Annotated in this window: 25 protein-coding genes and 3 tRNA genes; 19 read left to right on the top strand and 9 right to left on the bottom strand. The window is 58.5% G+C overall.

Features of this window, described 5'->3' with window-relative positions:
* The first annotated feature begins 1 nt into the window (after window position 1).
* A complete protein-coding gene (locus tag ACORQT_RS11175) occupies window positions 2-1,846 on the top strand; it encodes a polyurethane esterase (protein WP_033642926.1) in 1,845 nt (614 codons plus the stop codon).
* Window positions 1,847-1,906: 60 nt separating this feature from the next.
* On the opposite strand, the gene ACORQT_RS11170 is transcribed toward ACORQT_RS11175, so the two are convergent.
* From ACORQT_RS11170 to ACORQT_RS11160, 3 genes are all read right to left on the bottom strand, one after another.
* Window positions 1,907-2,803 (bottom strand): aldo/keto reductase, encoded by an 897-nt coding sequence (locus tag ACORQT_RS11170; protein ID WP_033652596.1) that lies wholly within the window; start codon window positions 2,801-2,803, stop codon window positions 1,907-1,909.
* A 100-nt stretch (window positions 2,804-2,903) separates the two neighbouring features.
* Complete coding sequence (locus ACORQT_RS11165; protein WP_164057524.1) at window positions 2,904-3,143, bottom strand: DUF1289 domain-containing protein; 240 nt, start codon at window positions 3,141-3,143, stop codon at window positions 2,904-2,906.
* A gap of 21 nt (window positions 3,144-3,164) precedes the next feature.
* Window positions 3,165-4,094 (bottom strand): LysR substrate-binding domain-containing protein, encoded by a 930-nt coding sequence (locus ACORQT_RS11160; RefSeq protein WP_187048841.1) that lies wholly within the window; start codon window positions 4,092-4,094, stop codon window positions 3,165-3,167.
* 138 nt (window positions 4,095-4,232) lie between these two features.
* Between ACORQT_RS11160 and ACORQT_RS11155 the strand changes: the two genes are divergently transcribed.
* The 6 genes from ACORQT_RS11155 to rnt all read left to right on the top strand — a co-directional run bounded on the left by ACORQT_RS11155 (window position 4,233) and on the right by rnt (window position 10,064).
* Window positions 4,233-4,874, top strand: a complete 642-nt coding sequence (locus ACORQT_RS11155; RefSeq protein ID WP_046686966.1) for an NAD(P)-dependent oxidoreductase — start codon at window positions 4,233-4,235, stop codon at window positions 4,872-4,874.
* 136 nt (window positions 4,875-5,010) lie between these two features.
* Window positions 5,011-6,648 (top strand): phosphoethanolamine transferase EptA, encoded by a 1,638-nt coding sequence (eptA, locus tag ACORQT_RS11150; protein WP_046898485.1) that lies wholly within the window; start codon window positions 5,011-5,013, stop codon window positions 6,646-6,648.
* Window positions 6,649-6,750: 102 nt separating this feature from the next.
* Window positions 6,751-7,371 (top strand): TetR/AcrR family transcriptional regulator, encoded by a 621-nt coding sequence (locus ACORQT_RS11145; protein ID WP_033642921.1) that lies wholly within the window; start codon window positions 6,751-6,753, stop codon window positions 7,369-7,371.
* Between the two features lie 87 nt (window positions 7,372-7,458).
* Entirely contained in the window at window positions 7,459-8,562 is a 1,104-nt protein-coding gene (locus ACORQT_RS11140) for an alkene reductase (protein WP_033642920.1), read from the top strand.
* Window positions 8,563-8,895: 333 nt separating this feature from the next.
* Window positions 8,896-9,303 (top strand): lactoylglutathione lyase, encoded by a 408-nt coding sequence (gene gloA / locus ACORQT_RS11135; RefSeq protein ID WP_033652600.1) that lies wholly within the window; start codon window positions 8,896-8,898, stop codon window positions 9,301-9,303.
* Between the two features lie 77 nt (window positions 9,304-9,380).
* Entirely contained in the window at window positions 9,381-10,064 is a 684-nt protein-coding gene (rnt, locus tag ACORQT_RS11130) for a ribonuclease T (protein WP_016927925.1), read from the top strand.
* A gap of 68 nt (window positions 10,065-10,132) precedes the next feature.
* Here the strand turns inward: rnt and ACORQT_RS11125 are convergent, their stop codons facing one another.
* Complete coding sequence (locus ACORQT_RS11125) at window positions 10,133-10,480, bottom strand: Grx4 family monothiol glutaredoxin (RefSeq protein WP_004931329.1); 348 nt, start codon at window positions 10,478-10,480, stop codon at window positions 10,133-10,135.
* Window positions 10,481-10,896: 416 nt separating this feature from the next.
* On the opposite strand from ACORQT_RS11125, the gene ACORQT_RS11120 reads away from it, so the two are divergent.
* The gene (locus tag ACORQT_RS11120) at window positions 10,897-11,715 is read left to right on the top strand and encodes a C40 family peptidase (protein ID WP_042784370.1); all 819 of its coding nucleotides are present in this window, start codon (window positions 10,897-10,899) and stop codon (window positions 11,713-11,715) included.
* A gap of 200 nt (window positions 11,716-11,915) precedes the next feature.
* Complete coding sequence (sodB, locus tag ACORQT_RS11115; RefSeq protein ID WP_004931333.1) at window positions 11,916-12,494, top strand: superoxide dismutase [Fe]; 579 nt, start codon at window positions 11,916-11,918, stop codon at window positions 12,492-12,494.
* A 64-nt stretch (window positions 12,495-12,558) separates the two neighbouring features.
* On the opposite strand, the gene cydH is transcribed toward sodB, so the two are convergent.
* Window positions 12,559-12,648 carry a cytochrome bd-I oxidase subunit CydH gene (gene cydH / locus ACORQT_RS11110; RefSeq protein WP_094143265.1) on the bottom strand — a complete coding sequence of 30 codons (90 nt, stop codon included), beginning with the start codon at window positions 12,646-12,648 and terminating at the stop codon, window positions 12,559-12,561.
* A 321-nt stretch (window positions 12,649-12,969) separates the two neighbouring features.
* Between cydH and purR the strand changes: the two genes are divergently transcribed.
* Window positions 12,970-13,995 carry an HTH-type transcriptional repressor PurR gene (gene purR, locus ACORQT_RS11105; protein WP_004931336.1) on the top strand — a complete coding sequence of 342 codons (1,026 nt, stop codon included), beginning with the start codon at window positions 12,970-12,972 and terminating at the stop codon, window positions 13,993-13,995.
* Here purR and punR read toward each other — a convergent pair.
* Window positions 13,983-14,939 (bottom strand): DNA-binding transcriptional activator PunR, encoded by a 957-nt coding sequence (punR, locus tag ACORQT_RS11100; protein ID WP_042784369.1) that lies wholly within the window; start codon window positions 14,937-14,939, stop codon window positions 13,983-13,985. The two genes, purR and punR, sit on opposite strands and share 13 nt — an antisense overlap.
* A gap of 123 nt (window positions 14,940-15,062) precedes the next feature.
* On the opposite strand from punR, the gene punC reads away from it, so the two are divergent.
* Window positions 15,063-16,274 carry a purine nucleoside transporter PunC gene (punC, locus tag ACORQT_RS11095; RefSeq protein ID WP_042784368.1) on the top strand — a complete coding sequence of 404 codons (1,212 nt, stop codon included), beginning with the start codon at window positions 15,063-15,065 and terminating at the stop codon, window positions 16,272-16,274.
* Between the two features lie 344 nt (window positions 16,275-16,618).
* Window positions 16,619-17,770 carry a cyclopropane fatty acyl phospholipid synthase gene (gene cfa, locus ACORQT_RS11090; RefSeq protein WP_033642914.1) on the top strand — a complete coding sequence of 384 codons (1,152 nt, stop codon included), beginning with the start codon at window positions 16,619-16,621 and terminating at the stop codon, window positions 17,768-17,770.
* Window positions 17,771-17,842: 72 nt separating this feature from the next.
* Here the strand turns inward: cfa and ACORQT_RS11085 are convergent, their stop codons facing one another.
* Complete coding sequence (locus tag ACORQT_RS11085) at window positions 17,843-18,136, bottom strand: I78 family peptidase inhibitor (RefSeq protein ID WP_033642913.1); 294 nt, start codon at window positions 18,134-18,136, stop codon at window positions 17,843-17,845.
* Window positions 18,137-18,190: 54 nt separating this feature from the next.
* Window positions 18,191-18,841 (bottom strand): riboflavin synthase, encoded by a 651-nt coding sequence (locus ACORQT_RS11080; protein ID WP_033642912.1) that lies wholly within the window; start codon window positions 18,839-18,841, stop codon window positions 18,191-18,193.
* A 239-nt stretch (window positions 18,842-19,080) separates the two neighbouring features.
* On the opposite strand from ACORQT_RS11080, the gene ACORQT_RS11075 reads away from it, so the two are divergent.
* The 7 genes from ACORQT_RS11075 (at window position 19,081) to ACORQT_RS11045 (ending at window position 23,687) form a co-directional block, all read left to right on the top strand.
* A complete protein-coding gene (locus ACORQT_RS11075) occupies window positions 19,081-20,457 on the top strand; it encodes an MATE family efflux transporter (RefSeq protein WP_033652604.1) in 1,377 nt (458 codons plus the stop codon).
* A gap of 181 nt (window positions 20,458-20,638) precedes the next feature.
* A tRNA-Val gene (locus ACORQT_RS11070) sits at window positions 20,639-20,715 on the top strand.
* 20 nt (window positions 20,716-20,735) lie between these two features.
* Window positions 20,736-20,812, top strand: a tRNA-Val gene (locus ACORQT_RS11065).
* A gap of 20 nt (window positions 20,813-20,832) precedes the next feature.
* A tRNA-Val gene (locus ACORQT_RS11060) sits at window positions 20,833-20,909 on the top strand.
* 121 nt (window positions 20,910-21,030) lie between these two features.
* Entirely contained in the window at window positions 21,031-21,336 is a 306-nt protein-coding gene (locus tag ACORQT_RS11055; protein WP_033652725.1) for a cupin, read from the top strand.
* A gap of 393 nt (window positions 21,337-21,729) precedes the next feature.
* Window positions 21,730-23,142: a pyruvate kinase PykF gene (gene pykF, locus ACORQT_RS11050; protein ID WP_033642909.1), complete on the top strand. Its 1,413-nt coding sequence runs from the start codon at window positions 21,730-21,732 to the stop codon at window positions 23,140-23,142.
* Between the two features lie 308 nt (window positions 23,143-23,450).
* Complete coding sequence (locus ACORQT_RS11045) at window positions 23,451-23,687, top strand: major outer membrane lipoprotein (RefSeq protein ID WP_004931354.1); 237 nt, start codon at window positions 23,451-23,453, stop codon at window positions 23,685-23,687.
* A 140-nt stretch (window positions 23,688-23,827) separates the two neighbouring features.
* Here the strand turns inward: ACORQT_RS11045 and ACORQT_RS11040 are convergent, their stop codons facing one another.
* The gene (locus ACORQT_RS11040) at window positions 23,828-24,841 is read right to left on the bottom strand and encodes a L,D-transpeptidase family protein (RefSeq protein WP_033652724.1); all 1,014 of its coding nucleotides are present in this window, start codon (window positions 24,839-24,841) and stop codon (window positions 23,828-23,830) included.
* Window positions 24,842-25,079: the final 238 nt, after the last annotated feature.

Genomic DNA, 25,079 nt, shown 5'->3' with positions numbered 1-25,079 from the left:
TATGGGCATCTTTAGCTATAAGGATCTGGACGAAAACGCGTCAAAGGCGCTGTTTTCCGACGCCTTGGCCATCTCTACCTACGCTTACCACAATATCGATAACGGCTTCGATGAAGGCTATCACCAGACCGGTTTCGGCCTCGGTCTGCCGCTGACGCTGATCACGGCGCTCATCGGCAGCACCCAGTCGCAGGGCGGCCTGCCCGGTCTTCCCTGGAACCCCGATTCCGAACAGGCCGCGCAGGACGCGGTGAACAATGCCGGCTGGTCAGTGATCGACGCCGCGCAGTTGGGTTACGCCGGCAAAACCGATGCGCGCGGCACCTACTACGGCGAAACCGCCGGTTACACCACCGCTCAGGCCGAGGTGCTGGGCAAATATGACAGCGAAGGCAATCTCACCGCCATTGGCATCTCATTTCGCGGTACCAGCGGCCCGCGCGAGTCGCTGATCGGCGATACCATCGGCGATGTGATTAACGATCTGTTGGCCGGGTTCGGGCCGAAAGGCTATGCCGACGGCTATACGCTGAAGGCCTTCGGCAATTTGCTGGGGGACGTGGCGAAATTCGCGCAGGCCCACGGGCTGAGCGGCGAAGACGTGGTGATCAGCGGCCACAGCCTCGGCGGGCTGGCGGTCAACAGCATGGCGGCGCAGAGCGACGCCAACTGGGGCGGCTTCTACGCGCAGTCCAACTATGTCGCCTTCGCCTCGCCGACCCAGTACGAAGCCGGCGGCAAGGTGATCAACATCGGCTATGAGAACGATCCGGTGTTTCGCGCGCTCGACGGCACCTCGCTGACCCTGCCGTCATTGGGCGTTCACGATGCGCCGCATACCTCCGCCACCAACAATATCGTCAACTTCAACGACCACTACGCGTCGGACGCCTGGAATCTGTTGCCGTTCTCCATTCTCAACATTCCGACCTGGCTATCCCACCTGCCGTTCTTCTATCAGGATGGTCTGATGCGGGTGCTGAACTCCGAGTTTTATTCGCTGACCGACAAAGACTCGACCATCATCGTCTCCAACTTGTCGAACGTCACGCGCGGCAGTACCTGGGTGGAAGATCTGAACCGCAACGCGGAAACGCACAGCGGGCCGACGTTTATCATCGGCAGCGACGGCAATGATTTGATCAGGGGCGGCAAAGGCAACGACTATCTCGAGGGCCGCGACGGTGACGATATCTTCCGCGACGCCGGCGGCTATAACCTGATCGCCGGCGGCAAAGGCCACAATATCTTCGATACCCAGCAGGCGTTGAAAAACACCGAGGTCGCCTACGACGGCAATACGCTTTACCTGCGCGACGCCAAAGGCGGCATTACGCTGGCGGACGACATCAGCACCCTGCGCAGCAAAGAAACCTCCTGGCTGATTTTCAGCAAAGAGGTGGATCATCAGGTGACCGCCGCCGGATTGAAATCGGATTCGGGCCTCAAAGCCTATGCAGCCGCCACCACCGGCGGCGACGGCGATGACGTCCTGCAGGCTCGCAGCCACGACGCCTGGCTGTTCGGCAACGCCGGCAACGACACGCTGATCGGCCATGCCGGCGGCAACCTGACCTTCGTCGGCGGCAGCGGCGATGACATCCTGAAGGGGGTCGGCAACGGCAATACCTTCCTGTTCAGCGGCGATTTCGGCCGCGACCAGCTGTATGGCTTCAACGCCACCGACAAACTGGTATTTATCGGCACCGAGGGCGCCAGCGGGAATATCCGCGACTATGCCACGCAGCAAAACGACGATCTGGTGCTGGCCTTCGGCCACAGCCAGGTCACGCTGATCGGCGTCTCGCTCGATCATTTCAACCCCGATCAGGTGGTGTTGGCCTAAAGACCAACGTAAAAAAAGCCGGGCGCTTTCGCCGCCCGGCTTTCCTCTTTCTACCCCGTCTCAGGGCACGTCATACCCCAACGCCGCCTTGCGAATGCGGAACCACTGCTGGCGGTTCAGCGCCAGTTTCTGCGCCTTCAACGCCGAACGCACCCGCTCGATCTTGCCGGAGCCGATAATCGGCAGCGGCGAAGACGGCAGGCGCATCACCCAGGCGTAAACCACCTGTTCAATGGTCTCGGCGCCGATCTCTTGCGCCACCCGCTGCAGCTCGTCGCGCAGCGGCTGGAACTCGGCGTCGTTGAACAAGCGGCCGCCGCCCAGGCAGGACCAGGCCATCGGTTTGATGCGCAGCTGCTGGCACTGGTCGAGCGTGCCGTCCAGGATCGCCGGTTGGTGAATCGGCGAAATTTCCACCTGATTGGTGACCAGAGAGAACGGCAGACGCGACTGCAACAGTTGGAACTGCGCGGGCGTAAAGTTAGAGACGCCGAAATGGCGCACCTTGCCGCTTTTGTGCAACGCGACAAAGGCTTCGGCCACGTCGTCAGCGTCCATCAACGGATCCGGGCGGTGGATCAGCAACAGGTCGAGGTAGTCGGTATGCAGATGGCGCAGCGAGTGTTCCGCGCTCTGTACGATATGATCGCGATCGGTGATGTAGTGGCCGATCGGGTTGCCGGGCTTGGCGGTGGTGGCGATGCCGCACTTGCTCACCAGCTCCAGCGACTGCCGCAACGCGGGCTTCAGGCGCAGCGCGTCGCCGAATGCCTGCTCGCAGGCATAACCACCATAGATATCTGCGTGATCGACGGTGGTGACGCCCAGTTCGACATGCTGTTCGATAAACGTCAGCAGCTGCTGCGGCGACATGCCCCACTCCATCAACCGCCAGTAACCGCAAATCATGCGGGAAAATTCAGGCCCCTGCGGCGCGAGACGAATGCGTTCTACCATTGCGAAAACCTCATGACATTAGTTGTCAGCCAGCATACACAAGCCGGTGAGGCGCAGGGAAGCGCAAAGGCGCATGAACGTGCGGCAGATCAGGAAAGGGTCAAAACAGCGGAGGCTGTTCCGGCAGCGGCTCGTCGGGGGCTTTGTTGGCGCGCTGCAGGCGCAGGAAACGTTGGCGACACAGACGCAGCACTTCGCGCTTTTGCGCGTCGCTCATGCTCATCCAGCCGAACCGCTCCTCGCGGCTGCGCAGGCAGCCACGGCAGAAACCGCGATCGTCGGCCTGGCAAATGCCGCGACACGGGCTGGGGATGTCGAAAAATTCAAGCTGCTGTGCCACGGGCCCTCCTGCATTCTCCTGCTAATTGAAGACGTCATCGCCGCCGCTGGCAAGTCCCTTTTCGCCATTGCGGCGAAAATAGTCGCGCAAATAGCGCAGCGCCTGGCGGCTTTTCTCCGGCATAGTGCGTTCCAGCGTCAGCGCGTGCAGCCGCAGCGGCGCCGGCCGCCACTCCGGCAACAGCAGCAACAGCTCGCCGCGCTGCAGCTCGTCGCCAATTTCATACAGCGGCTGAACGGAAATGCCCAGACCGGCGCGGGTAAAGGCGCGCATCACGTTCATGCTCTCGCTGACGATCTGCCCCTCCGCCAGCCGCAGCTTGACCTGCTGGCCGGATTGATGCAGCAAATCCAGATGGGCCCCACTATAGCCGCTGGAGATCCAGCGGTGCTGCACCAAATCCTGCGGCTTTTCCGGCACCCCATGCTGGCTGAGGTAACGCGGCGCCGCGCACAGCACCATCGGCCACGCCGTCAGCGGGTGAGCGATCATATTGGCGTCCGCCAGTTGACGATTGGCGCGCAGCGCAATGTCGACCCGCTGTTCTATCATGTCGACGATGCGATCGTCCGCCAGCACCCGCAGCGTCAGCTTGGGATGCGCCTGCAACAGCGGCGCCAGCGCCTCCGCCAACGAGCGGCCGCCGATGCCGACCGGAGTGGCGATGCGCAGCTCACCCACCAGCGTGTCCCGCAGTTCCGCCAGCCGCTGCTCCGCCTGCTGCGCCTGTTGCAACATCGCCTCGCAGCCGGGATAAAACGCCGCCCCCGCCTCGGTCAACGCCAGACGGCGGGTGGAGCGGTGCAACAGCGGCACCCCGAGCGCCTTCTCCAGCGAGCGCATATGCTGACTGACCGCCGACGGCGTCATGCCCAGCCGCCGCGCCGCACCGACCAACGATCCCTCCGCCACCACGGTGGCGAACACCGCCATTCGATTGAGTTTATCCACGATTATGAAGTTTTACTTAATCAAGAAAGCATGAATATGGCACTAATCACGGCTATTGTTAAGGACTAGAGTAGATCCCACGCAGCAGGCACATCGGCCTGCCTTACGATACTGACCCATCCCTGAAGGAGCATACAGATGAAAGTAGCCATTATTGGAGCAACCGGTTTTGTTGGCCGCCGTGTGGTGGATGAAGCGCTGGCTCGCGGCATTCAGGTAACGGCGATCGCCCGTCAGAAAAAAGATTTGCCGGACCACGCCAATCTGACCGTCGCGCTGGGCGACGTCGCCGATACCGCCTGGCTGGCGGGACAGTTGCACGGTCAGGATGCGGTGATCAGCGCCTACAATCCCGGCTGGGGCGAAGACAACCTGTATGAGAAGACTACGCGCGGCGCCCAGCAGATCCTTACCGCGGTCGAGCAGGCAGGCGTCAAGCGCCTGTTGGTGGTGGGCGGCGCAGGCAGCCTGGAAGTGGCGCCGGGCGTTGAACTGGTGGATACGCCGCAATTCCCGGAAAATATCCGCCCCGGCGCGCAGGCGGTGCGCGATCTGCGCAATAAACTGCGGAACGAATCAGCGCTCGACTGGACCTATCTCTCTCCGGCCGCCCTGCTGGAACCGGGCAAACGCACCGGCCAGTTCCGCCTCGGCACCACGCAGCTGCTGATGAACGGCGACGCGCCGGCCAGCATTTCGGTGGAAGATCTGGCGGTGGCTATCGTCGATGAGATTGAAAAACCTCAGTTTATTCGCGCCCAATTCACCGCCGCCTACTAATTCCCCTCACCGCCAGGCCACCGGCCTGGCGTTTTCCCGCGTTCGCCGCCGCCAGTATTCTGAATTTCTAAGGTTTTCTTAAGTTTCATCCGGTAGATTTCAAGGCATTATCTACTCTCAGGATCCAGATTTGGCAATGTGGTTACGTCAACGCTTACAGTGCAACAGCCTCGGTTTTATCCTCGCCACCGCCCTGTTCTTCACTCTGTTCCAAAACGCGTTATTCCTGCATCGCGCCTGGTCGTATATCACCTTCGATAGCGTCCACAGCGTGATATTCGCCGCCAGCATGCCGGTGGTGATCTTCTGTGCGCTGAATATTATCTTCAGCGTGTTGACCGTGCCCTACCTGCGCAAACCGCTGATCGTCTTTTTCTTGCTCGGCAGCGCCGCAGCCAACTATTTCATGTACAGCTATGGCGTGGTGATCGACGGCAACATGATGCAAAACGCCTTTGAAACCAACACCCACGAAGCGACGGCGTTGCTGACGCCGCGCATGGGGCTGTGGCTGGCGCTGCTCGGCGTCCTGCCGGCGGCGGCGGTTTGCTTCACCCATATTCGCCAGACCCGCCCCTGGTGGTACATGGTTGGGCTGCGCGCCGCCAACGTCATGCTGTCATTGGTGGTGATCCTGATCATCGCCGCGCTGTTCTACAAAGACTACGCTTCGCTGATCCGCAACAATAAAAGCGTGGTGAAGATGTTGACGCCTTCCAACTTCGTCGCCGGCACCATCAAGTTTACCGAGCAGCGCTACTTCACGCGCAATCTGCCGCTGGTGAAGATCGGTGAAGACGCGCGCAAAGGGCCGCTGATCGCCGGACAGGCCAAGAAAACGCTGGTGATCCTGGTGGTAGGCGAAACCGCCCGCGCCGAAAACTTCTCTCTCGGGGGCTACGATCGCGAGACCAACCCGCGCCTCAAGCAGGACAACGTGGTCTATTTCAAGAACGCCAGCTCTTGCGGCACCGAAACGGCGATCTCCGTCCCCTGCATGTTCTCCAATATGCCGCGCAAAGCGTACGACGCAACTCAGGCGACGCACCAGGAAGGCATGCTCGACGTGCTGGCGCATGCCGGCGTCAACGTGCTGTGGCGTGATAACGACGGCGGCTGCAAAGGCGCCTGCGATCGGGTGCCGCACATCGACATGACCAAACTGAAACTGCCGCAGGACTGTGACGGCGAAGTTTGCATGGACAATGTGCTGTTGTACAAACTGAACGACTACATCAATAGCCTGAAAGACGACGGCGTGATCGTGTTGCACCAGATGGGCAGCCACGGCCCGGCTTATTACCGCCGCAGCACGCCGCAGTTCCAGACGTTTTCGCCGACCTGCAACAGCAATCAGATCCAGGATTGCAGCCATGAACAGCTGGTGAACACCTACGACAACTCGATCCTGTATACCGACGCGATGCTCGATGCCACCATCAAGCTGCTGCAGCAGTATGACGACCGGTTCAATACCGCGCTGGTCTACCTGTCCGATCACGGCGAATCGCTGGGAGAAAACGGCATGTATCTGCACGGCACGCCTTATGTCTTCGCGCCGAGCCAGCAAACTCACGTGCCATTCCTGATGTGGATGTCGGCCGACTATCAGCGCAATTTCGGCATCGATCGCCAGTGCCTGAGCGCGCTGGCGGAAAAGGACGACGTGTCGCAGGACAATCTGTTCCACACCCTGCTGGGCATGCTGAATGTGCAGACGCGTGAATATCAATCCCAGTTGGATATTCTGCAACGCTGCCGCAACGCGGCGTAAGCGCTTAACTTACGCGTGCCGCTGAGGCACAATGCCTGAGACCAACCGGCGTTTTGTGCGCCGGTTTTTTTATTCCCATTGACCTAGACCAATCGGTCTATTATGCTCGGCGCCATGATGACCAAATCAACGCATTGCAACGTGGATACACGTGAACATCTGCTCGCCACCGGCGAAACCCTCAGCCTGCGCCTGGGCTTTACCGGCATGGGGCTGAGCGAACTGCTGGCCACGGCGGGCGTGCCGAAAGGATCGTTCTACCACTATTTCCGCTCGAAGGAAGCCTTCGGCGAAGCGATGCTGCAACGCTATTTCGCGCACTATGATGCGCAAATGCAAAAGCTGTTTGCCGACGAGCACACCGATGCCCGCCACCAGCTCTTGGGGTATTACGCCCAGGCCATCAGTTACCACTGCCGCAGCGAATGTCATAACGCCTGTCTGGCGGTGAAACTCTCCGCCGAGGTGAGCGACCTGTCGGAGCCGATGCGCCATGCGCTGGAAACCGGGACCGCCCGGGTGATCGGCCACCTGCAGGCGGCCATTGAGCGCGGCATCGCCGAGGGATCGCTGTCGGTAGCCATGAGCCCGGCGGCAACTGCAGAGACGCTGTATGCCCTGTGGCTCGGCGCCTCGCTGCGCGCCAAGATCCGGCGATCGTTGGCCCCGTTGACCAGCGCGCTGGAAAGCATCGAGTTGCTGCTGCGCCCGCCGCAGCCGTAACACCACCGTCTTTTTTCGTGAAAATGCAGTTCGTGTTTTTTTATTGCCCATAACTAGACGACCGGTCTATTAAATACAGGATGCACTATGAAGACTGAAAAATTGCTCTCTCCGCTGAAAGTTGGCGCAGTCACCCTGCCCAACCGCGTGTTTATGGCTCCGCTGACGCGTCTGCGCAGCATCGAACCGGGCGACATTCCCACGCCGCTGATGGCGGAGTATTATGCGCAGCGCGCCGGCGCCGGTCTGATCGTGACCGAAGCGACGCAGATTTCCTTCCAGGCGAAAGGCTACGCCGGTGCGCCGGGCCTGCATACCCCGGAGCAGATCGCCGCTTGGAAACACATCACGCAGGCGGTACACGACAAAAACGGCCACATCGCCGTACAGCTGTGGCACGTAGGCCGCATCTCCCACACCAGCCTCCAGCCGGGCGGACAAGCGCCGGTCGCCCCTTCGGCGATCAACGCAGACACCCGCACCACCGTGCGTGACGAAACCGGCGCCTGGGTGCGCGTACCGACCTCTACGCCGCGCGCGCTGGAAACCAGCGAGATCCCGGGCATCGTCAACGATTTCCGCCAGGCGACCGCCAACGCGCGTGAAGCCGGCTTCGACTTTATCGAGCTGCATGCGGCTCACGGCTATCTGCTGCACCAGTTCATGTCTCCGGCGTCTAACCAGCGTACCGATCAATACGGCGGCAGCATCGAGAATCGCACCCGCCTGACGCTGGAAGTGGTCGACGCCGCCATCGCAGAATGGGGCTCCGAGCACATCGGCATCCGCATCTCGCCGCTGGGGCCGTTCAACGGCCTGGACAACGGTGAAGATCAGGAAGAAGCGGCGCTGTACCTGGTGGAAGAGCTGAACAAACGCAACATCGCCTATCTGCACATCTCCGAACCGGACTGGGCCGGCGGCAAACCGTATTCCGACGCCTTCCGTGACTCGGTGCGCGCCCACTTTAAAGGGGTGATCGTCGGCGCCGGCGCCTACACCGCTGAAAAAGCCGAAGCGTTGATCGAAAAAGGCTTCATCGACGCGGTGGCCTTTGGCCGTAGCTACATCGCCAATCCGGATTTGGTCGAGCGTTTCCGTCAACACGCCCCGCTCAACGAACCTAAGCCGGAAACCTTCTACGGCGGTGGCGCCGAAGGTTATACCGACTATCCGTTTCTGACGAAGTAACCCGTCCTGACCCTAAACGGCCACGCAACCGCCTGGCCGTTTTTTTATGCACGCAAAAAGGCCCGCACAAGGCGGGCCGACGTTCCCTGGTGTTGTTATCTGCTACAGGTCAATTTCTACACGGTTACGCGCGGAATTGATAATTGATTGTGCAGATCAATTACTTCGTATCGATCGGTACACTCGATCAATATTTAAACACCCATGGCGAGGGGGCAAAAAGTGACATCGTCACCAACTAGTCACGTTGAATTCCCTTGCGGGACAAGGCTATACTCGCTTGTGCTTCAATCCACCCGCCGTCTGCCACGGCACAGTCAATTCAGAGGAATTATGCGCTTACTCCATACCATGATCCGCGTCGGTGATCTGCAACGCTCCATCGACTTCTACACCAAGGTATTAGGCATGCGCCTGCTGCGCACCAGCGAAAACCCGGAGTACAAATACTCGCTGGCTTTTGTCGGCTATACGGAAGAGAGCGAAGGCGCGGTTATCGAACTGACCTATAACTGGGGCACCGACAGCTACGACATGGGCACCGCCTTCGGCCACCTGGCGCTGGGCGTGGACGACGTCGCCGCCACCTGCGACAACATCCGCCGCGCCGGCGGCAACGTCACCCGTGAGGCCGGCCCAGTGAAAGGCGGCACCACGGTGATCGCGTTCGTCGAAGATCCGGACGGTTATAAAATCGAGCTGATCGAAAACAAACACGCCGGCCAAGGCCTCGGCCACTAAGCCTCTCTCGGGGCGCGCCTGCGCCCCGCTGATTCTCCGCGCGATAGCGCCTGCAACCGGGCGCAAAATTTGCCATAATGCGCGCTGCATTCGATGAAGATAAGAAACTGATGGCCGAAAAAAGTGATCTTAACGCCCTGAGTGGTCGTTTTCGTGGGTTTTATCCCGTAGTAATAGATGTTGAAACCGCCGGCTTCAACGCCAATACCGATGCGCTGCTGGAAATCGCCGCCGTGACGCTGAAAATGGATGAAGACGGCTGGCTGCAGCGCGACGAAACCCTGCACTTCCACGTGGAGCCTTTCGAGGGCGCCAACCTGCAACCGGAAGCGCTGGCGTTTAACGGCATCGATCCGCACAACCCGCTGCGCGGTGCGGTCAGCGAATACGACGCGCTGCACGCCATTTTCAAAGCGGTGCGCAAAGGGCTCAAGGATCGCGGTTGCAACCGGGCCATTATCGTCGCGCACAACGCCAACTTCGATCACAGCTTCCTGATGGCCGCGGCCGAACGTGCCGGTTTGAAGCGTAATCCGTTCCATCCGTTCGCCACCTTCGACACCGCTGCGCTGAGCGGCCTGGTGCTGGGGCAAACGGTGCTGGCCAAAGCCTGCATCGCTGCCGGCATGCCGTTCGACAGCAGCCAGGCGCACTCCGCGCTGTACGACACCGAACAAACCGCCCTGCTGTTTTGTGAGCTGGTTAACCGCTGGAAGCGTCTCGGCGGCTGGCCGCTGCCCGCCGGCGATCTCGCCGAATAAGCCCAATAAAAAAGGCGGCCCAGTTTGCACTGGCGCCGCCCGTTACGCGATAACCGCAAGTCTGTCGATTAAGACTGCTGGTCTTCCTGCGCTTTATACTTTTCTGCCGTTTCTTTGATCAGCTGCTGCAATTCGCCGCGCTGATACATTTCGATGATGATATCGCAACCGCCGACCAGCTCACCGTCTACCCACAGCTGCGGGAAAGTCGGCCAGTTGGCGTATTTTGGCAACTCGGCGCGGATGTCCGGGTTTTGCAGAATATCCACATAGGCGAAACGCTCGCCGCAGGCGGACAGCGCTTGCACAGCCTGCGCAGAGAAGCCGCAGCTCGGCAGCTTTGGCGAACCCTTCATGTACAGCAGAATCGGGTTTTCAGCGATCTGGTGCTGAATTTTTTCAAGTGTCGTCGTCATTTATTGCTTCCTCAAACCACATTTCATGGCTACAACATGCATCACGCGGGCTATTGTAGCGGCTGGAACAGTCGCAAGAAAACGCCATCTTTTGCAAGGATATTCGCCCGCCGCCGATCGCGTTTCACCGGCCACGTCATTCCGGTCAAAACATACGTTGAGAATAACATTTTTAATCCGACCATTTCACTAATATATTGCGCCGCGATGACGGCGCGGCTTAATTATATCCGCTACCGCCGCCTGGCGCTTTTTTATACATCAACAGGCTGATTTTAAACCAAAAAAAATGTCATTAACGTTTTCTCACAATATGGATTATTATTTATGAGTTCTTCGCTGTTTTATATGGCGAAATTCGGGAATACTGTAACTCTTTCGATATCCGTTTCGGGGCCAAGGTTGGTGACGTCGACATGCGTTTAATTCTTACGCTCTTTGCGCTGCTGTTTACGCAGCTCTTCTTCAATTTGGCGCACGCTGCGCCACAGGCGCGTGTTGCCGCCGAGCAGCGTAAAAGCCATGCCAATGAAGCGCGGCCCGATGACCGCAGAAAAAAGAAAGCGGATAAAGCCGCCAAAAAAGCCAAAGTGACGGCCCCCGAGAAAAAAACCAAGACCGCCAAGGTCAAAAGCGAGAAAAGCGCGAAAAAGATCGTCAGCGCCAAACCCAAGGCCAAAGCGCAGAAAACCGCCAAAATTAAAGTCACCCCGCCGAAAAAGGGCTACAAAAAAGGCTATGGCCGCCACCGCGAAGCCGGTATGGCCACCGCCAAGCTGGCGCGTGATGAAAAACCGTTGAAACTCAGCCCGGCGCACAAAAAGCGTTACCAGCACGCCAAGCAGACCGCGATGGCCAAGTTGATGGATCAGATGGGCAAGCCTTACCGCTGGGGTGGCAGCTCGCCGCGCACCGGCTTCGACTGCAGCGGCCTCATCTATTACGCCTATAAAGACGTGGTGAAAATCAAGATGCCGCGCACCGCCAACGAAATGTATCACCTGCGCGACGCGGCGCCGATCAAGAAAAGCGAACTGGAAAGCGGCGATCTGGTGTTCTTCCGCATTAACAACCGCGGCGTGGCGGATCATGTCGGCGTCTACCTCGGCAACGGCAAATTCATCCAGTCGCCGCGCACCGGCGAAGAGATCCGCATCAGCCAGCTTGATAACGACTATTGGCAGAACCACTACATCGGCGCTCGCCGCGTAGTGACGCCGAAAACCATCCGTTAATTCCCTGCTCTTCGCGGTTGCGGCCTCGGCCGCAACCGCCTGCTCAAGCTATCGCCCATCGCACTCCCCCACGCGCATTTCTCGCTTTTCCTCCTGTTTTTTATGATGAAAATTGTTAAGATTGAATGACCACAATAAAAAACGGCCCATCCGGCGTTCGCCCCGGCGAGAAGCTGAATGGCGCTGTAAAGGAGGAAGCAATGTCGTTTGAATTACCTGCATTACCGTATGAGAAAAACGCGCTCGAGCCGCACATCTCCGCCGAGACCCTGGAATACCACTACGGCAAACACCACAACACCTACGTGGTTAACCTGAACAACCTGGTGAAAGGCAGCGAGTTCGAAGGCAAATCGCTCGAAGAGATCATCAAGACCTCTAACGGCGGCGTGTTCAACAACGCCGCGCAGGTGTGGAACCACACCTTCTACTGGCACTGCCTGTCGCCACAGGGCGGCGGTGAACCGCAGGGCGAACTGGCGGCGGCGATCGTCAAATCCTTCGGCTCTTTCGCTGCGTTCAAAGAGCAGTTCACCGATGCCGCCGTGAAAAACTTCGGTGCCGGCTGGACCTGGCTGGTGAAAAAACCGGACGGCGCGCTGGCGATCGTCAACACTTCCAACGCGGCAACCCCGCTGACCGGCGAAGACAAACCGCTGCTGACCGTTGACGTGTGGGAACACGCGTATTACATCGATTACCGCAATGCGCGTCCAAAATACCTGGAAAACTTCTGGGCGTTGGTCAACTGGACCTTCGCGGCGGAAAACCTGGCGTAAGCGCAGGCCTTGCCTAAGTGATGAGGCGCAGCTTGGCTGCGCCTTTTTTAAAACTGGCGGGAAATCAGTTCAACGCGGCGACAAAGCTGAAAGCGATGATCATCGCCAATGCGCAAACGGTGGTGAACAGCGACATCTTCAGATCGGTATCCATGACAACTCCTTTAAAATGGGCTTTCCTAAGGATAAAAGGCGCACAATTAGTACGTCAAATCATTTTCCCACAGTTCGCCGATAAAATCTTGTTATCATTTCCCGGTTTATAATCTCGATTACCTCTTCCACTTTTGTTCAATATGCGACAAAATTCGCAGTTCACAACTGCGTACCGGCATTCATGCCCCTCCTGATTAGCGCTGACGACTTCAACACTAAAAACTCAGTTTTCGCTTCTCTGGAGAAGGATCTACGTAGGCAAACGATTAACATCACACTTACATGCTGTAAACATGTGAGTTCAGGAGTCATTCCTTACATGGCAACGATTAAAGATGTGGCCAAACGCGCGGGCGTTTCCACCACCACCGTTTCGCACGTCATCAATAAGACTCGTTTCGTCGCCGAAGAGACCAAAGCGGCCGTGTGGGCCGCCATCAAAGAGCTGCACTACTCGCCGAGCGCCGTGGCGCGCAGCCTGAAAGTCAATCACACCAAGTCTATCGGTCTGCTGGCCACCTCGAGCGAAGCGCCCTACTTTGCCGAAGTGATCGAGGCGGTGGAAAACAGCTGCTACAGCAAAGGCTATACCCTGATCCTGTGCAACTCGCACAACAATCTGGACAAACAGCGCGCCTACCTAGCGATGCTGGCGCAAAAGCGCGTCGACGGCCTGCTGGTCATGTGTTCCGAATACCCGGATCAGCTGCTGGGCATGCTGGAAGACTACCGCAACATCCCGATGGTGGTAATGGACTGGGGCGCCGCGCGCGGCGACTTCACCGACACCATCATCGATAACGCGTTCGAAGGCGGCTATCTGGCCGGCCGTTACCTGATCGAGCGCGGCCACCGCGATATCGGCGCTATCCCGGGCCAGCTGTCGCGCAACACCGGCGGCGGCCGTCATCAGGGCTTTATGAAGGCGCTGCAGGAAGCGCATATCGATATTCGCGAAGAGTGGATAGTCCAGGGTGACTTCGAGCCGGAGTCCGGTTACAAGGCGATGCATCAAATTCTGTCACAGAAACAGCGACCGACCGCGGTATTCTGCGGCGGCGACATCATGGCGATGGGCGCCATCTGCGCCGCCGACGAACTGGGGCTGCGGGTGCCGCAGGATATTTCCGTGATCGGCTACGACAACGTGCGCAACGCCCGCTACTTCACCCCGGCGCTGACCACCATTCATCAGCCGAAAGAACGTCTGGGCGAAATGGCCTTCACCATGCTGCTGGATCGCATCATCAGCAAGCGCGAAGAATCGCAGGTGATCGAAGTGCATCCGAAGCTGGTCGAACGCCGTTCGGTCGCCGACGGTCCGTTCATCGACTACCGCCGCTGATCGTCCTCCCTACCGGAAGCCGGCGCGGCTTCCGGTGCCGCCTCACTCAGCCACTCCTGATTCAGCGTCTCGCCATCGCCCAAATACGCCAGCAGCCAACTCATCGCCGGTGACGGTTTATCCTGTTGCCAGGTCAGGCAGCAGGGGCTGGCGGGAAACGGCTGCTGCAACTGCAACGCCTTCAGCTCACCGCGCTGCACCCGCGGCAGCGCCAGATGCGCCGGCATCATGCCGACGCACAATCCGGCGCACAAACAGTCGAGCGCCGAGGTCCAGTCCGGCACCACCAGCCGCCGCTGGTTATCCAGCGTCCAGGTGACGCGCTTGGGCAGATTGCGCGAGGTGTCTTCCAGACAAAGCGCAGGGTACGGCCTCAACCGATCGTCATTCAACGGCCCTGCCAGCTGCGCCAGCGGATGCTGTGGGCTGACTACGCACAGCCAGTTCATATCCCCCATGTCGCGGAAAGCGAAGCCGCCGCCGACCGGCACCGCGCGGGTGGCGCCGATCGCCATGTCCACCCTGCCGTCCACCAACGCATCCCACACGCCGTTAAACACCTCGGGTTGCAGCATCAACTCGACGTCGGGGAAATGACGGTAGAAATCCAGCACCAGCTGGCGGCTGCGCTGCGGTTTGACGATGATGTCCACCGCGATATTCAGCTGACCGCGCCAGCCGTTGGCCACCTGTTGACAGTGGCGGCGGGTGTCGAGCATTTTTTTGATAACAGCTCGCGCATCCTTGATAAACAGCGCGCCGGCCGGCGTCAGTTCCACATCTCGGTGACGCCGCTCAAACAGCGGCACCGCCAGCCATTGCTCCAGCTGCCGCACGGTATAACTTACCGCCGACGGCACCCGGTGCAGCTCCTGCGCCGCCGCGCTGAAACTGCCGGTGCGCGCCACCGCATCAACGACCTCGAGAGAATATTCAGACCACATCGCTTTGCCTTCAATTTTTTTAACAGCACTTTGCAAATATTACCGTTTCACAAGCAGAGATCCAGCCGGATACACTGGCCAGCGCTAAAAACCTGCGACACTAAAATATTAACGAGAAATACCATGCGAAATTCCTTTGGTTTTATGTTCTACCTCGCCGGCCTGAGCATGCTGGGTTATCTGGCGACCGATATGTACCTGCCCGCCTTCGGCGCCATGCGGGAGGAACTGCAAATTTCCGCCGGCGCGGTCAGCGCCAGCCTGAGCATCTTTTTGGCCGGCTTCGCCTTCGCGCAGCTGCTGTGGGGGCCGCTCTCCGACCGTCTGGGGCGCAAACCGGTATTGTTGATTGGCCTGACGCTGTTCGCGCTCGGCTGCCTGGGCATGCTGTGGGTGGAAAATGCCGCGCAGCTCTGGATACTGCGCTTTATTCAGGCCGTAGGCGTCTGTTCCGCCGCCGCCATCTGGCAAGCGCTGGTGGTCGACCGCTATCGTGAAGGCCAGGCCAACCGCGTATTCGCCACCATCATGCCGCTGGTGGCGCTATCGCCGGCGCTGGCGCCGCTGCTGGGCGCCTGGCTGCTGAACCACGCCAGCTGGCGCGCGATCTTCGCCGTGCTGCTGGCCATCACCGCCTTGTTGCTGCTGCCGACGCTGCTGCTCAAAGAGAACGCCAGGCCAAAACCCGCCGTCGACGCGCCAAAAAGCAGCGTCAGTTTTTGGCAATTATTGAAATCCCCGGTATTCAGCGGCAATGTCGCCATGTACGCCGCCTGTTCGGCCGGTTTCTTCGCCTGGCTGACCGGCTCGCCGTTTATCCTCGGTGATATGGGCTACGGCCCGAGCGACATCGGCCTGAGCTATGTGCCGCAGACGCTGGCCTTCCTGCTGGGCGGTTACGGGTGCCGCGCCGCGCTCAAGCGCATCAATGGCAAAACCCTGCTGCCGTGGCTGCTGGTAGCTTATGCTGTCAGCATGGTGGCTCTGTATCTGGTGGCGACCCTGACCAACCCGACGCTCACCACGCTCCTGATCCCGTTCTGCGTGATGGCGCTGGTCAACGGCGCCGGCTATCCGATCATGGTGGCCAACGCGCTGATGCCGTTCCCGGACAGCAGCGGCAAAGCCGCCGCGCTGCAAAATACGCTGCAGCTGGGGCTGTGTTTCGTGGCGAGCATGCTGGTATCGACGTTTATTGCGCAGCCGCTGTTGGCGACGGTGACGGTGATGGTGTCCACGGTGATACTGGCCGCGCTGGGGTATTTCCTGCAGCGGGGAAAAGCGGCCAAGGCGCCGCAAGAAACGCCGCGCGAACATGCTAACTCAGCGTCATAATTGCCAAGCTAAATAATCACTTAAAGAATATGCGTGCCGAGTGCGATTTACAGTTGAGTCAATGCCTCGGCGCGCCTATACTCAAAAACAACCTTGTAAAGTAACACCTTATAATCTCTATATCTCAATTAGCTGTTGTGTACGCGTCTTGCGTCACACTCTTTTTTTGAAGACGCGTTTATCCCGCGCCGTTTGCGTCGGGTCGCTTCTTTAAATTTCCTCTGTTCATAGTCGGATATCAGACGCCGCGGGCTTATTTCCCGTCGGTATACGTATGCACCCGCAGAAATTGTCTAAGCTGTTTCCTAACGGGTCATCAGTCAGAAGAAGGTGATGGAGAAGCTATGAGTTCATCGTGTATAGAAGATCTGAGCATCCAGGATAACCAGTGGTACCGTATCGCGCACGAAATGCTCGGTCTGGCCGGTATCGAAATTAACGGATCGCGCCCTTTCGATATTCAGGTTAAAAACCCCGAATTCTTTAAACGCGTTTTGCAGCAAGGCTCCCTGGGTCTCGGCGAGAGCTATATGGATGGTTGGTGGGAGTGCGAACGGCTGGATATATTCTTCCAGCGCGTGGTCAGCGCCGGGCTGGAGAAGAAGCTCCCCCACCACCTGAAAGATACCCTGCGTATCGCCGCGGCGCGCCTGACCAATCTGCAATCGAAAAAGCGCGCCTGGATCGTCGGCAAAGAGCATTACGATCTTGGCAACGATCTGTTTACGCTGATGCTCGATCCTTACATGCAGTACTCCTGCGGCTACTGGAAAGACGCCGCCACGCTGGAGGAAGCGCAAGAAGCGAAACTGCGGATGATCTGCGAAAAACTGCAGCTGCAGCCGGGCATGCGCTTGCTGGACATCGGCTGCGGCTGGGGCGGCCTCTCCGCCTATGCGGCGAAAAATTACGGCGTGTCGGTGGTCGGCGTGACCATTTCCGCCGAGCAGCAGAAGCTGGCTCAGGCACGCTGCGCCGGGCTGGACGTGCAGATCCTGCTGCAGGATTATCGCGATCTGCATCAGCAGTTCGATCGCATCGTCTCGGTCGGCATGTTCGAGCACGTCGGGCCGAAAAACTATCGCACCTATTTCAACGTGGTAGAGCGCAATCTGGCGCCGCACGGCCTGTTCCTGCTGCACACCATCGGTTCCAACAAGACCGACATGAACGTCGATCCGTGGATCAACAAATATATCTTCCCGAACGGCTGCCTGCCCTCGGTGAGGCATATCGCCGAGGCCAGCGAAGGCCATTTCGTGATGGAAGACTGGCACAACATCGGCGCCGACTACGATCGCACGCTGATGGCCTGGTTCGAGCGCTTCAAGCAGGCGTGGCCGCAGCTTGCTCCACGTTATTCCGAGCGCTTCGAGCGGATGTTCAGCTATTACCTGAACGCCTGCGCCGGCGCGTTTCGGGCGCGCGATCTGCAGCTGTGGCAGGTGGTGTTCAGCCCGAAAGGCGTTGAAGGCGGCATCCGCGTCGCACGCTGAACGCTCCCCTAATAAAAAAAGCCCCGGCAACCTCATCGCCGGGGCTTTTTTTGCTCTTTCGAACCAGGCGGCTTAGCCGCAGTAAACGCGGATGATTTTATCGTTGCTATCGCCGAGGAAGTTCAGACGGCGCAGGTTGAAATCCATGGTGACGGCAGAGTTGTACGGAATGGCGCGCACCTTGGATTCGATCCGCACGCCTTCCAGCGACGTCATCGGCTTGCCGACGTAGTTTTGATACTGCGAAGCGCCGCAGGTATCGTCCGCATCGGCCACTTGCGCGCCGCCGCCCTGCTCAGGTGAACTGCTGCAGGCGCTCAGCGCCAGCAACGCGGTTAACAACAACGTTTTCCCATAAAACTTCACGCGTTTCTCCTCTCTGCTTATGATTCGACTCCGGCGGCAACGCCCGAATCGCTGTCAGTCTTTGTGCGCCGGCGCCACCGCCGCCGCCAGCGTCGCTTCCCGATTGGCCAGCACGCGTTCGACGGTGTCCACTACCGCCTGCGTCTGCGGATCGATCTCGATGTTCACCTTATCGCCCAGGCGTTTTTTACCCAGCGTAGTGCGCTCCAGGGTTTCCGGGATCAGATGCACGCAGAAACGGTTATTCACCACTTCGCCGATGGTCAGGCTAATGCCGTCGATGCCGATGAAACCTTTGTGCAGCACATATTTCATCAATTCCGCATTCGGCATGCGCAGCCATACCTGACGGTTATTTTCCGAGGTATAAATTTTGGCCACTTCCGCCGTGCAGATAATATGGCCGGACATCAAATGACCGCCAATTTCATCATTGAATTTCGCCGCGCGCTCGATATTGACGATGTCGCCCAACGCCAGATCGCCGAGGTTGGTCAGGCGCAACGTTTCCTTGATCAAATCGAAGCTGACGCGATTGCCTTCCACCGCGGTGACGGTCAGGCAGCAGCCGTTATGGGCCACCGACGCGCCCAGCTCCAGCCCCGGCAGCAATTCTGCAGGCATCTCGATCACATGGGTGCGGAAATTGGGTTTCTCATCAATGGCGACCAGCGGCGCGGTGCCTTGTACGATACCGGTGAACATATGTGCCTCTTCTTACTCAATAGATTAAAACGCTTCCGGCAGTTTGCCCCAGTTGGCGCTGAAAACCAAATCCGCGACGGCAAAAAACGCGTCCCTGCGCATTTAATAACTATTTATCTGCGGCGTTTGCTTAACGACGCCGAGCAGGTACAATATTTTTGACAAAATTCCGCTATTTTAATTGTTGTCCTCTCGCGGCAGCCCTCCCTCCCACATATATAAAATAGAAAGGTGTATGCGTGCAGAAGTACTTAATTGAAGCGCGTAGTTTATTGGCTCTCGCTATCCCGGTGATCATCGCGCAAATCTCGCAAACCGCCATGGGCGTGGTGGATACCATCATGGCCGGCGCTTACAGCGCCACCGATATGGCGGCGGTTGCGGTCGGCACCTCTATCTGGCTGCCGGCCATCCTGTTCGGCCACGGCCTGCTGCTGGCGCTGACCCCGGTGATCGCCCAGTTAAACGGCGCCGGCCGTCGCGATCGTATCGCCCATCAGGTGCGTCAGGGCTTCTGGCTGGCCTCCGGCGTTTCCGTGCTGTTGATCGTCGTGCTGTATAACTGCAAATTCGTCATCGACATGATGCACAACATCGATCCGCAGCTGGCGGATAAAGCCGTCGGTTATCTGCACGCCATCATGTGGGGCGCGCCGGGCTATCTGTTCTTCCAGGTGATGCGCAACCAGTGCGAAGGGCTGTCCAAAACCAAGCCCGGCATGGTGATCGGCTTCCTCGGCCTGCTGGTGAATATCCCGATCAACTACATCTTCATCTACGGCAAGTTCGGCATGCCGGAGCTGGGCGGCGTGGGCTGCGGCGTCGCGACCGGCAGCGTCTACTGGATCATGTTCCTGATGATGCGCTGGTACGTGAAGCGCGCGCCGTCGCAGCGCGACATCAAGCGCCAGGCAGGCGATCTCGGCGGCCCGGACTGGGCGGCGCTGAAGCGCCTGATCGGCATCGGCATGCCGGTGGCGCTGGCGCTGTTCTTCGAAGTCACCCTGTTCGCCGTGGTGGCGCTGCTGGTATCGCCGCTCGGGATCGTCGCGGTCGCCGGCCACCAGATCGCGCTTAACTTCAGCGCGCTGATGTTCGTGTTGCCGCTGTCGCTGGGCGTCGGCGCCACCATTCGCGTCGGTTATCGTCTGGGAGAAGGGTCGGTAGAAGGCGCGCGCGTCGCCGCATACTCCGCCATCGGCGTGGGCATCACCATGGCCGTCTGCACTGCGCTGTTTACCGCCACCTTCCGCGAACCGATCGCCCTGCTGTACAACGACAGCCCGGCGGTGGTGGCGATGGCCTCGCAGCTGATGCTGCTGGCGGCGCTGTATCAAATCTCGGATTCAATCCAGGTGATCGGCAGCGGCGTGCTGCGCGGTTATAAAGATACTCGCGCGATCTTCTTCATTACCTTCATCGCTTACTGGGTGTTGGGCCTGCCGAGCGGCTATCTGCTGGCGCTGACCGATGCGGTGGTGCCGGCGATGGGGCCGAGTGGTTTCTGGATCGGCTTTATCATCGGCCTGACCTTCGCCGCCATCATGATGGCGCTGCGCATGCGCTGGCTGCAGAAACAGCCGACCACCGTCATCCTGCAGCGTTCTACCCGCTGAGTCCGTTCCCGGCCGGTTTTCTCCCCGGCCGGGCAGCGGGTTGCGGAAAAAAACGCCTGTCTGCGCACAACCTCAGCAATCGCGTGAAATACCGAATAAAATTGCGTTTTTCCCCTTGCCAGCACGCGGGTAGCTCGTTAATATTCGTCCCCGCTGTCAGCCATGACAGACAGGAAAAGATGCGTCCGTAGCTCAGTTGGTTAGAGCACCACCTTGACATGGTGGGGGTCGGTGGTTCGAGTCCACTCGGACGCACCAAATTCCAGAAGCAGTACAGTGCGTCCGTAGCTCAGTTGGTTAGAGCACCACCTTGACATGGTGGGGGTCGGTGGTTCGAGTCCACTCGGACGCACCAAATTTCAGAAGCAGTGCAGTGCGTCCGTAGCTCAGTTGGTTAGAGCACCACCTTGACATGGTGGGGGTCGGTGGTTCGAGTCCACTCGGACGCACCATATTGCTGATTCACCTCTCCCCCTATCGCGTTATAATTCTCGCTGTTTCGTCTCTGCCCGACCGCTCGATTTTTCATGTCGATTGCGCCGAACTACCGCCATCAGCCATCAGGAACGCCACATGACCACTTTCACCGCCAACACCGCCTTTTTACCGCTCGACAATGGCCTTGCCCGTCGTGAAGGCGTGATGAGCGACGGTTCGCCGGCAGCGGAAGTGCGTTTCGAGACCGGGGCCTTCGGCCAGCTGCAAAAACCCGCGCACGCGCTGCAAACCCGGGTGATATCGGGTGAATTCGAGTTCACCCTCGGCGGCGACACGCGGACAGTGCGGGCCGGCGAGAGCCTGACCCTGCCGGCCAACGTCGCCAGCGGCTGCTTCTGCCTGAGCGCCGGTGTGCTGCTGGAAATCCCGCAAACGCGCTAAGCCGCATTTACAGCAAGGTTATTTGCGCAACAAGCTGTACGCAACGCGTTGCATTTGCGCCACATTTGCCCTCGTTCTGACATATCCGCCGCACCGCCGCGGTTTTTTATTTTGTTTCCCGCCGCTTAGCCTTTATAATGCGCAACGTCTATCAGTTGAATGGTTTCAGCCCTTGATCTGCGAAAACGCAATAACAACACGATTTAATCTCACCCCGTTGCGCAGCATCCCCGCGCCCCCGCGCGGGCTGAATTTTTCCGCCCCACATCAACTGTCGTCACCTATCCTTAACTATGTTTTTCACCACCAGGCACGGCTCAAATTCCCTATCGGCGTAAACAACGCCGGTCAAATTCGTTTTTTTATCCATCACAACTTGTAGAAAACTCCGCCATGAAAAAGACCAAAATTGTTTGTACCATCGGTCCAAAAACCGAATCGGAAGAAATGCTGACCAACCTGCTCAATGCGGGCATGAACGTGATGCGTCTCAACTTCTCTCACGGCGACTATGAAGAGCACGGCAACCGCATTAAGAACATGCGCGCCGTGATGGCGAAAACCGGTATCAACGCCGGCATCCTGCTGGATACCAAAGGCCCGGAAATTCGCACCATGAAACTGGAAGGCGGCAAAGACGCCTCTCTGGTCGCCGGCCAAACCTTCACCTTCACCACCGACCAGAGCGTGATCGGCAACAGCGAACGCGTGGCGGTGACTTACGCCGGCTTCGCCGCCGACCTGAAGATCGGCAACACCGTGCTGGTTGACGACGGCCTGATCGGCATGGAAGTCACCAACGTGACCGAGAACGAAGTCGTTTGCAAGGTGCTGAACAACGGCGACCTGGGCGAGAACAAAGGCGTCAACCTGCCGGGCGTGTCCATCCAGCTGCCTGCGCTGGCCGAGAAAGACAAACGCGACCTGATCTTCGGCTGCGAGCAAGGCGTCGACTTCGTGGCGGCGTCCTTTATCCGTAAACGCTCCGACGTGCTGGAAATCCGCGAGCACCTGAAAGCGCACGGCGGCGAGCAGATCCAGATCATCTCCAAGATCGAGAACCAGGAAGGCCTGAACAACTTCGACGAAATTCTCGAAGCGTCCGACGGCATCATGGTTGCCCGCGGCGATCTGGGCGTTGAAATCCCGGTAGAAGAAGTGATCTTCGCCCAGAAGATGATGATCGAAAAATGCAACCGTGCGCGTAAAGTGGTGATCACCGCCACCCAGATGCTCGATTCCATGATCAAGAACCCGCGCCCTACCCGTGCGGAAGCCGGTGACGTCGCCAACGCCATTCTGGACGGCACCGACGCCGTCATGCTGTCCGGCGAAAGCGCCAAGGGCAAATACCCGCTGGAAGCGGTCAACATCATGGCGACCATCTGCGAACGCACCGATCGCGTGATGCCAAGCCGCATCGATACCCTGAACGATCGCCGCAAGCTGCGCATCACCGAAGCGGTATGCCGCGGCGCGGTTGAAACCGCCGAAAAACTGGACGCGCCGCTGATCGTCGTCGCCACCAGCGGCGGCAAGTCAGCGAAATCCGTGCGTAAATACTTCCCGAACGCCGTGATCCTGGCGCTGACCACCAACCAGACCACCGCGCATCAGCTGGTGCTGAGCAAGGGCGTTATCCCGCAGATGGTCAAAGAAATCGCCTCCACCGATGACTTCTACCGCATTGGTAAAGAAGCCGCGCTGGCCAGCGGCCTGGCGCAAAAAGGCGACGTCGTGGTGATGGTTTCCGGCGCGCTGGTGCCGAGCGGCACCACCAACACCGCCTCGGTACACGTGCTGTAATATAAAACGTGACATAATTATCTTGATCAAAACGCCGCTTTGCGGCGTTTTTTTTATCGGCAGTAAACTATTTTTCTCAAAACGCAACCGCGATCTGCTCATTATTTAGCTAATAACAAATCGGAGTAGTCCCATGGAAGCCGGCTGTTTTCCCTCGTTTTTTTAACTAATTTGTAAAACCAGATGCAAGTTTGAGCGAACGATCAAAATAAAGCACCTCAACACTAAAAAATTATTCTCTTTCGAAAAAAGTTTGTGTAATACTTGTAACGCTACATGGAGATTAACTCAATCTAGAGGGTGTTATAATGAATCGTACTAAACTGGTACTGGGCGCGGTAATCCTGGGTTCCACTCTGCTGGCTGGCTGCTCTAGCAACGCTAAAATCGATCAACTGTCTTCTGACGTTCAGACTCTGAACGCTAAAGTTGATCAGCTGAGCAACGACGTGAACGCAATGCGTTCTGACGTTCAAGCGGCTAAAGACGACGCAGCACGCGCTAACCAGCGTCTGGACAACCAAGCTCACGCTTACAAAAAGTAAGATAGCTTTGGTTATTGAAAACGGCGCACATTGTGCGCCGTTTTTTTTGTCTGTTTGTCGGCCTGGGCTTTCCAGCGCGGCAGGCAAAAAAAAGAGGTTCAGCACGCTGAACCCCTCTTCGACCGCTCAATCCGGCAAACTTAGTTCACCGAGCTGATTGGCGCTGCCTTGAATGGGCTCTTATTCGCCGCAGGAGCCGCTGCAGGCGTTAAACTCACCTCAGACGGGCTCTCCCCTACGTTGACCAGCACCGGCATGCCAGAGCGGCGTACAACCGCGCTATCGAACACGGCGCGATCGGTTTGCCCATCGGCAGCAAAGGCTTTCTCCGCTTTAGACAACGCGATCGGCATGGTCTGCGGATCGTCGCTTTCCACCCGCGACAGCGGCTGGTGCACTTCCACATAGCGTTTGCCGTCCGGCTCGACCGAAATCTTCACCGGATCGTTGATCACTTGCACCCGCGTACCGCGCGGCACCATGTTGAACAGCGCCTCGATATCCGTCGGACGCAGGCGAATACAGCCGGAGCTGACGCGCATGCCGATACCGAAGTTGGCGTTGGTGCCGTGGATCAGGTATTCACCGCGCCCCATCGCCAGACGCAGGGCGAACAGCCCCATCGGGTTCTCAGGGCCGGCCGGCACCACCGCAGGCAGCGTCACGCCCTGGGATTGATAGCGCTTGCGGATGTTGGCGGTGGGCGTCCAGGTCGGGTTAGGGATCTTCTGGCTGATGGAAGTTACCTCCAGCGGCGTGTGCATCCCGGTCTGGCCGATACCGATCGGATAGACGATCACTTTATTCTCGCCTTTCGGATAGTAGTAAAGGCGCAGCTCGGCCAGGTTGACGATGATCCCTTCACGCTTGGTGTCAGGCAGCAGCATTTGGGTCGGAATGGTCAGCACCGTACCCGGCTTAGGCAGGAACGGATCGGTGCCGGGGTTGGCTTCCAGCATGCCCAGCAGGCCAATCTTGTAGTCGGCGGCGATCGCCTCCAGCGGACGGCCGTCGTTTGGCACGGTATAAGTGGTGTTTTCACCGATCAGACGGCTGTCCGGCGGCGGCAGCGGGTATTCGGTCGCACTGGCGGCCTGCGTGCCGGCCAGTACGGTGGCGAAGACCATGCCCATTAAACTCAACGCACGTTTCATTATCATCCCTATATTTTTTATGACGGTTCGCCCCCAAGGCTAACGAGCGCCTGGCGGTGGGTAAATCAGACAATACCTGATTAATACTAGCAACGCTGGCATCAAAGGCAATAAGTTCTCTAAAAATCAACACGTTATAACGTAATCGCCGTCGCTGATTGTCAACGAAACGTCAATGGGTAAGCTGCTGAAATATCACTGAATTGGGGGATGAATCCTGGGGAAAACGGCGGATTGT

Source organism: Serratia sp. (in: enterobacteria), assembly GCF_052400455.1.
Classification (GTDB): Bacteria; Pseudomonadota; Gammaproteobacteria; order Enterobacterales; family Enterobacteriaceae; genus Serratia; species Serratia ureilytica.
Note: the sequence above shows the minus strand (reverse complement) of the source record. Positions and strands in the feature narration are given on the sequence as shown.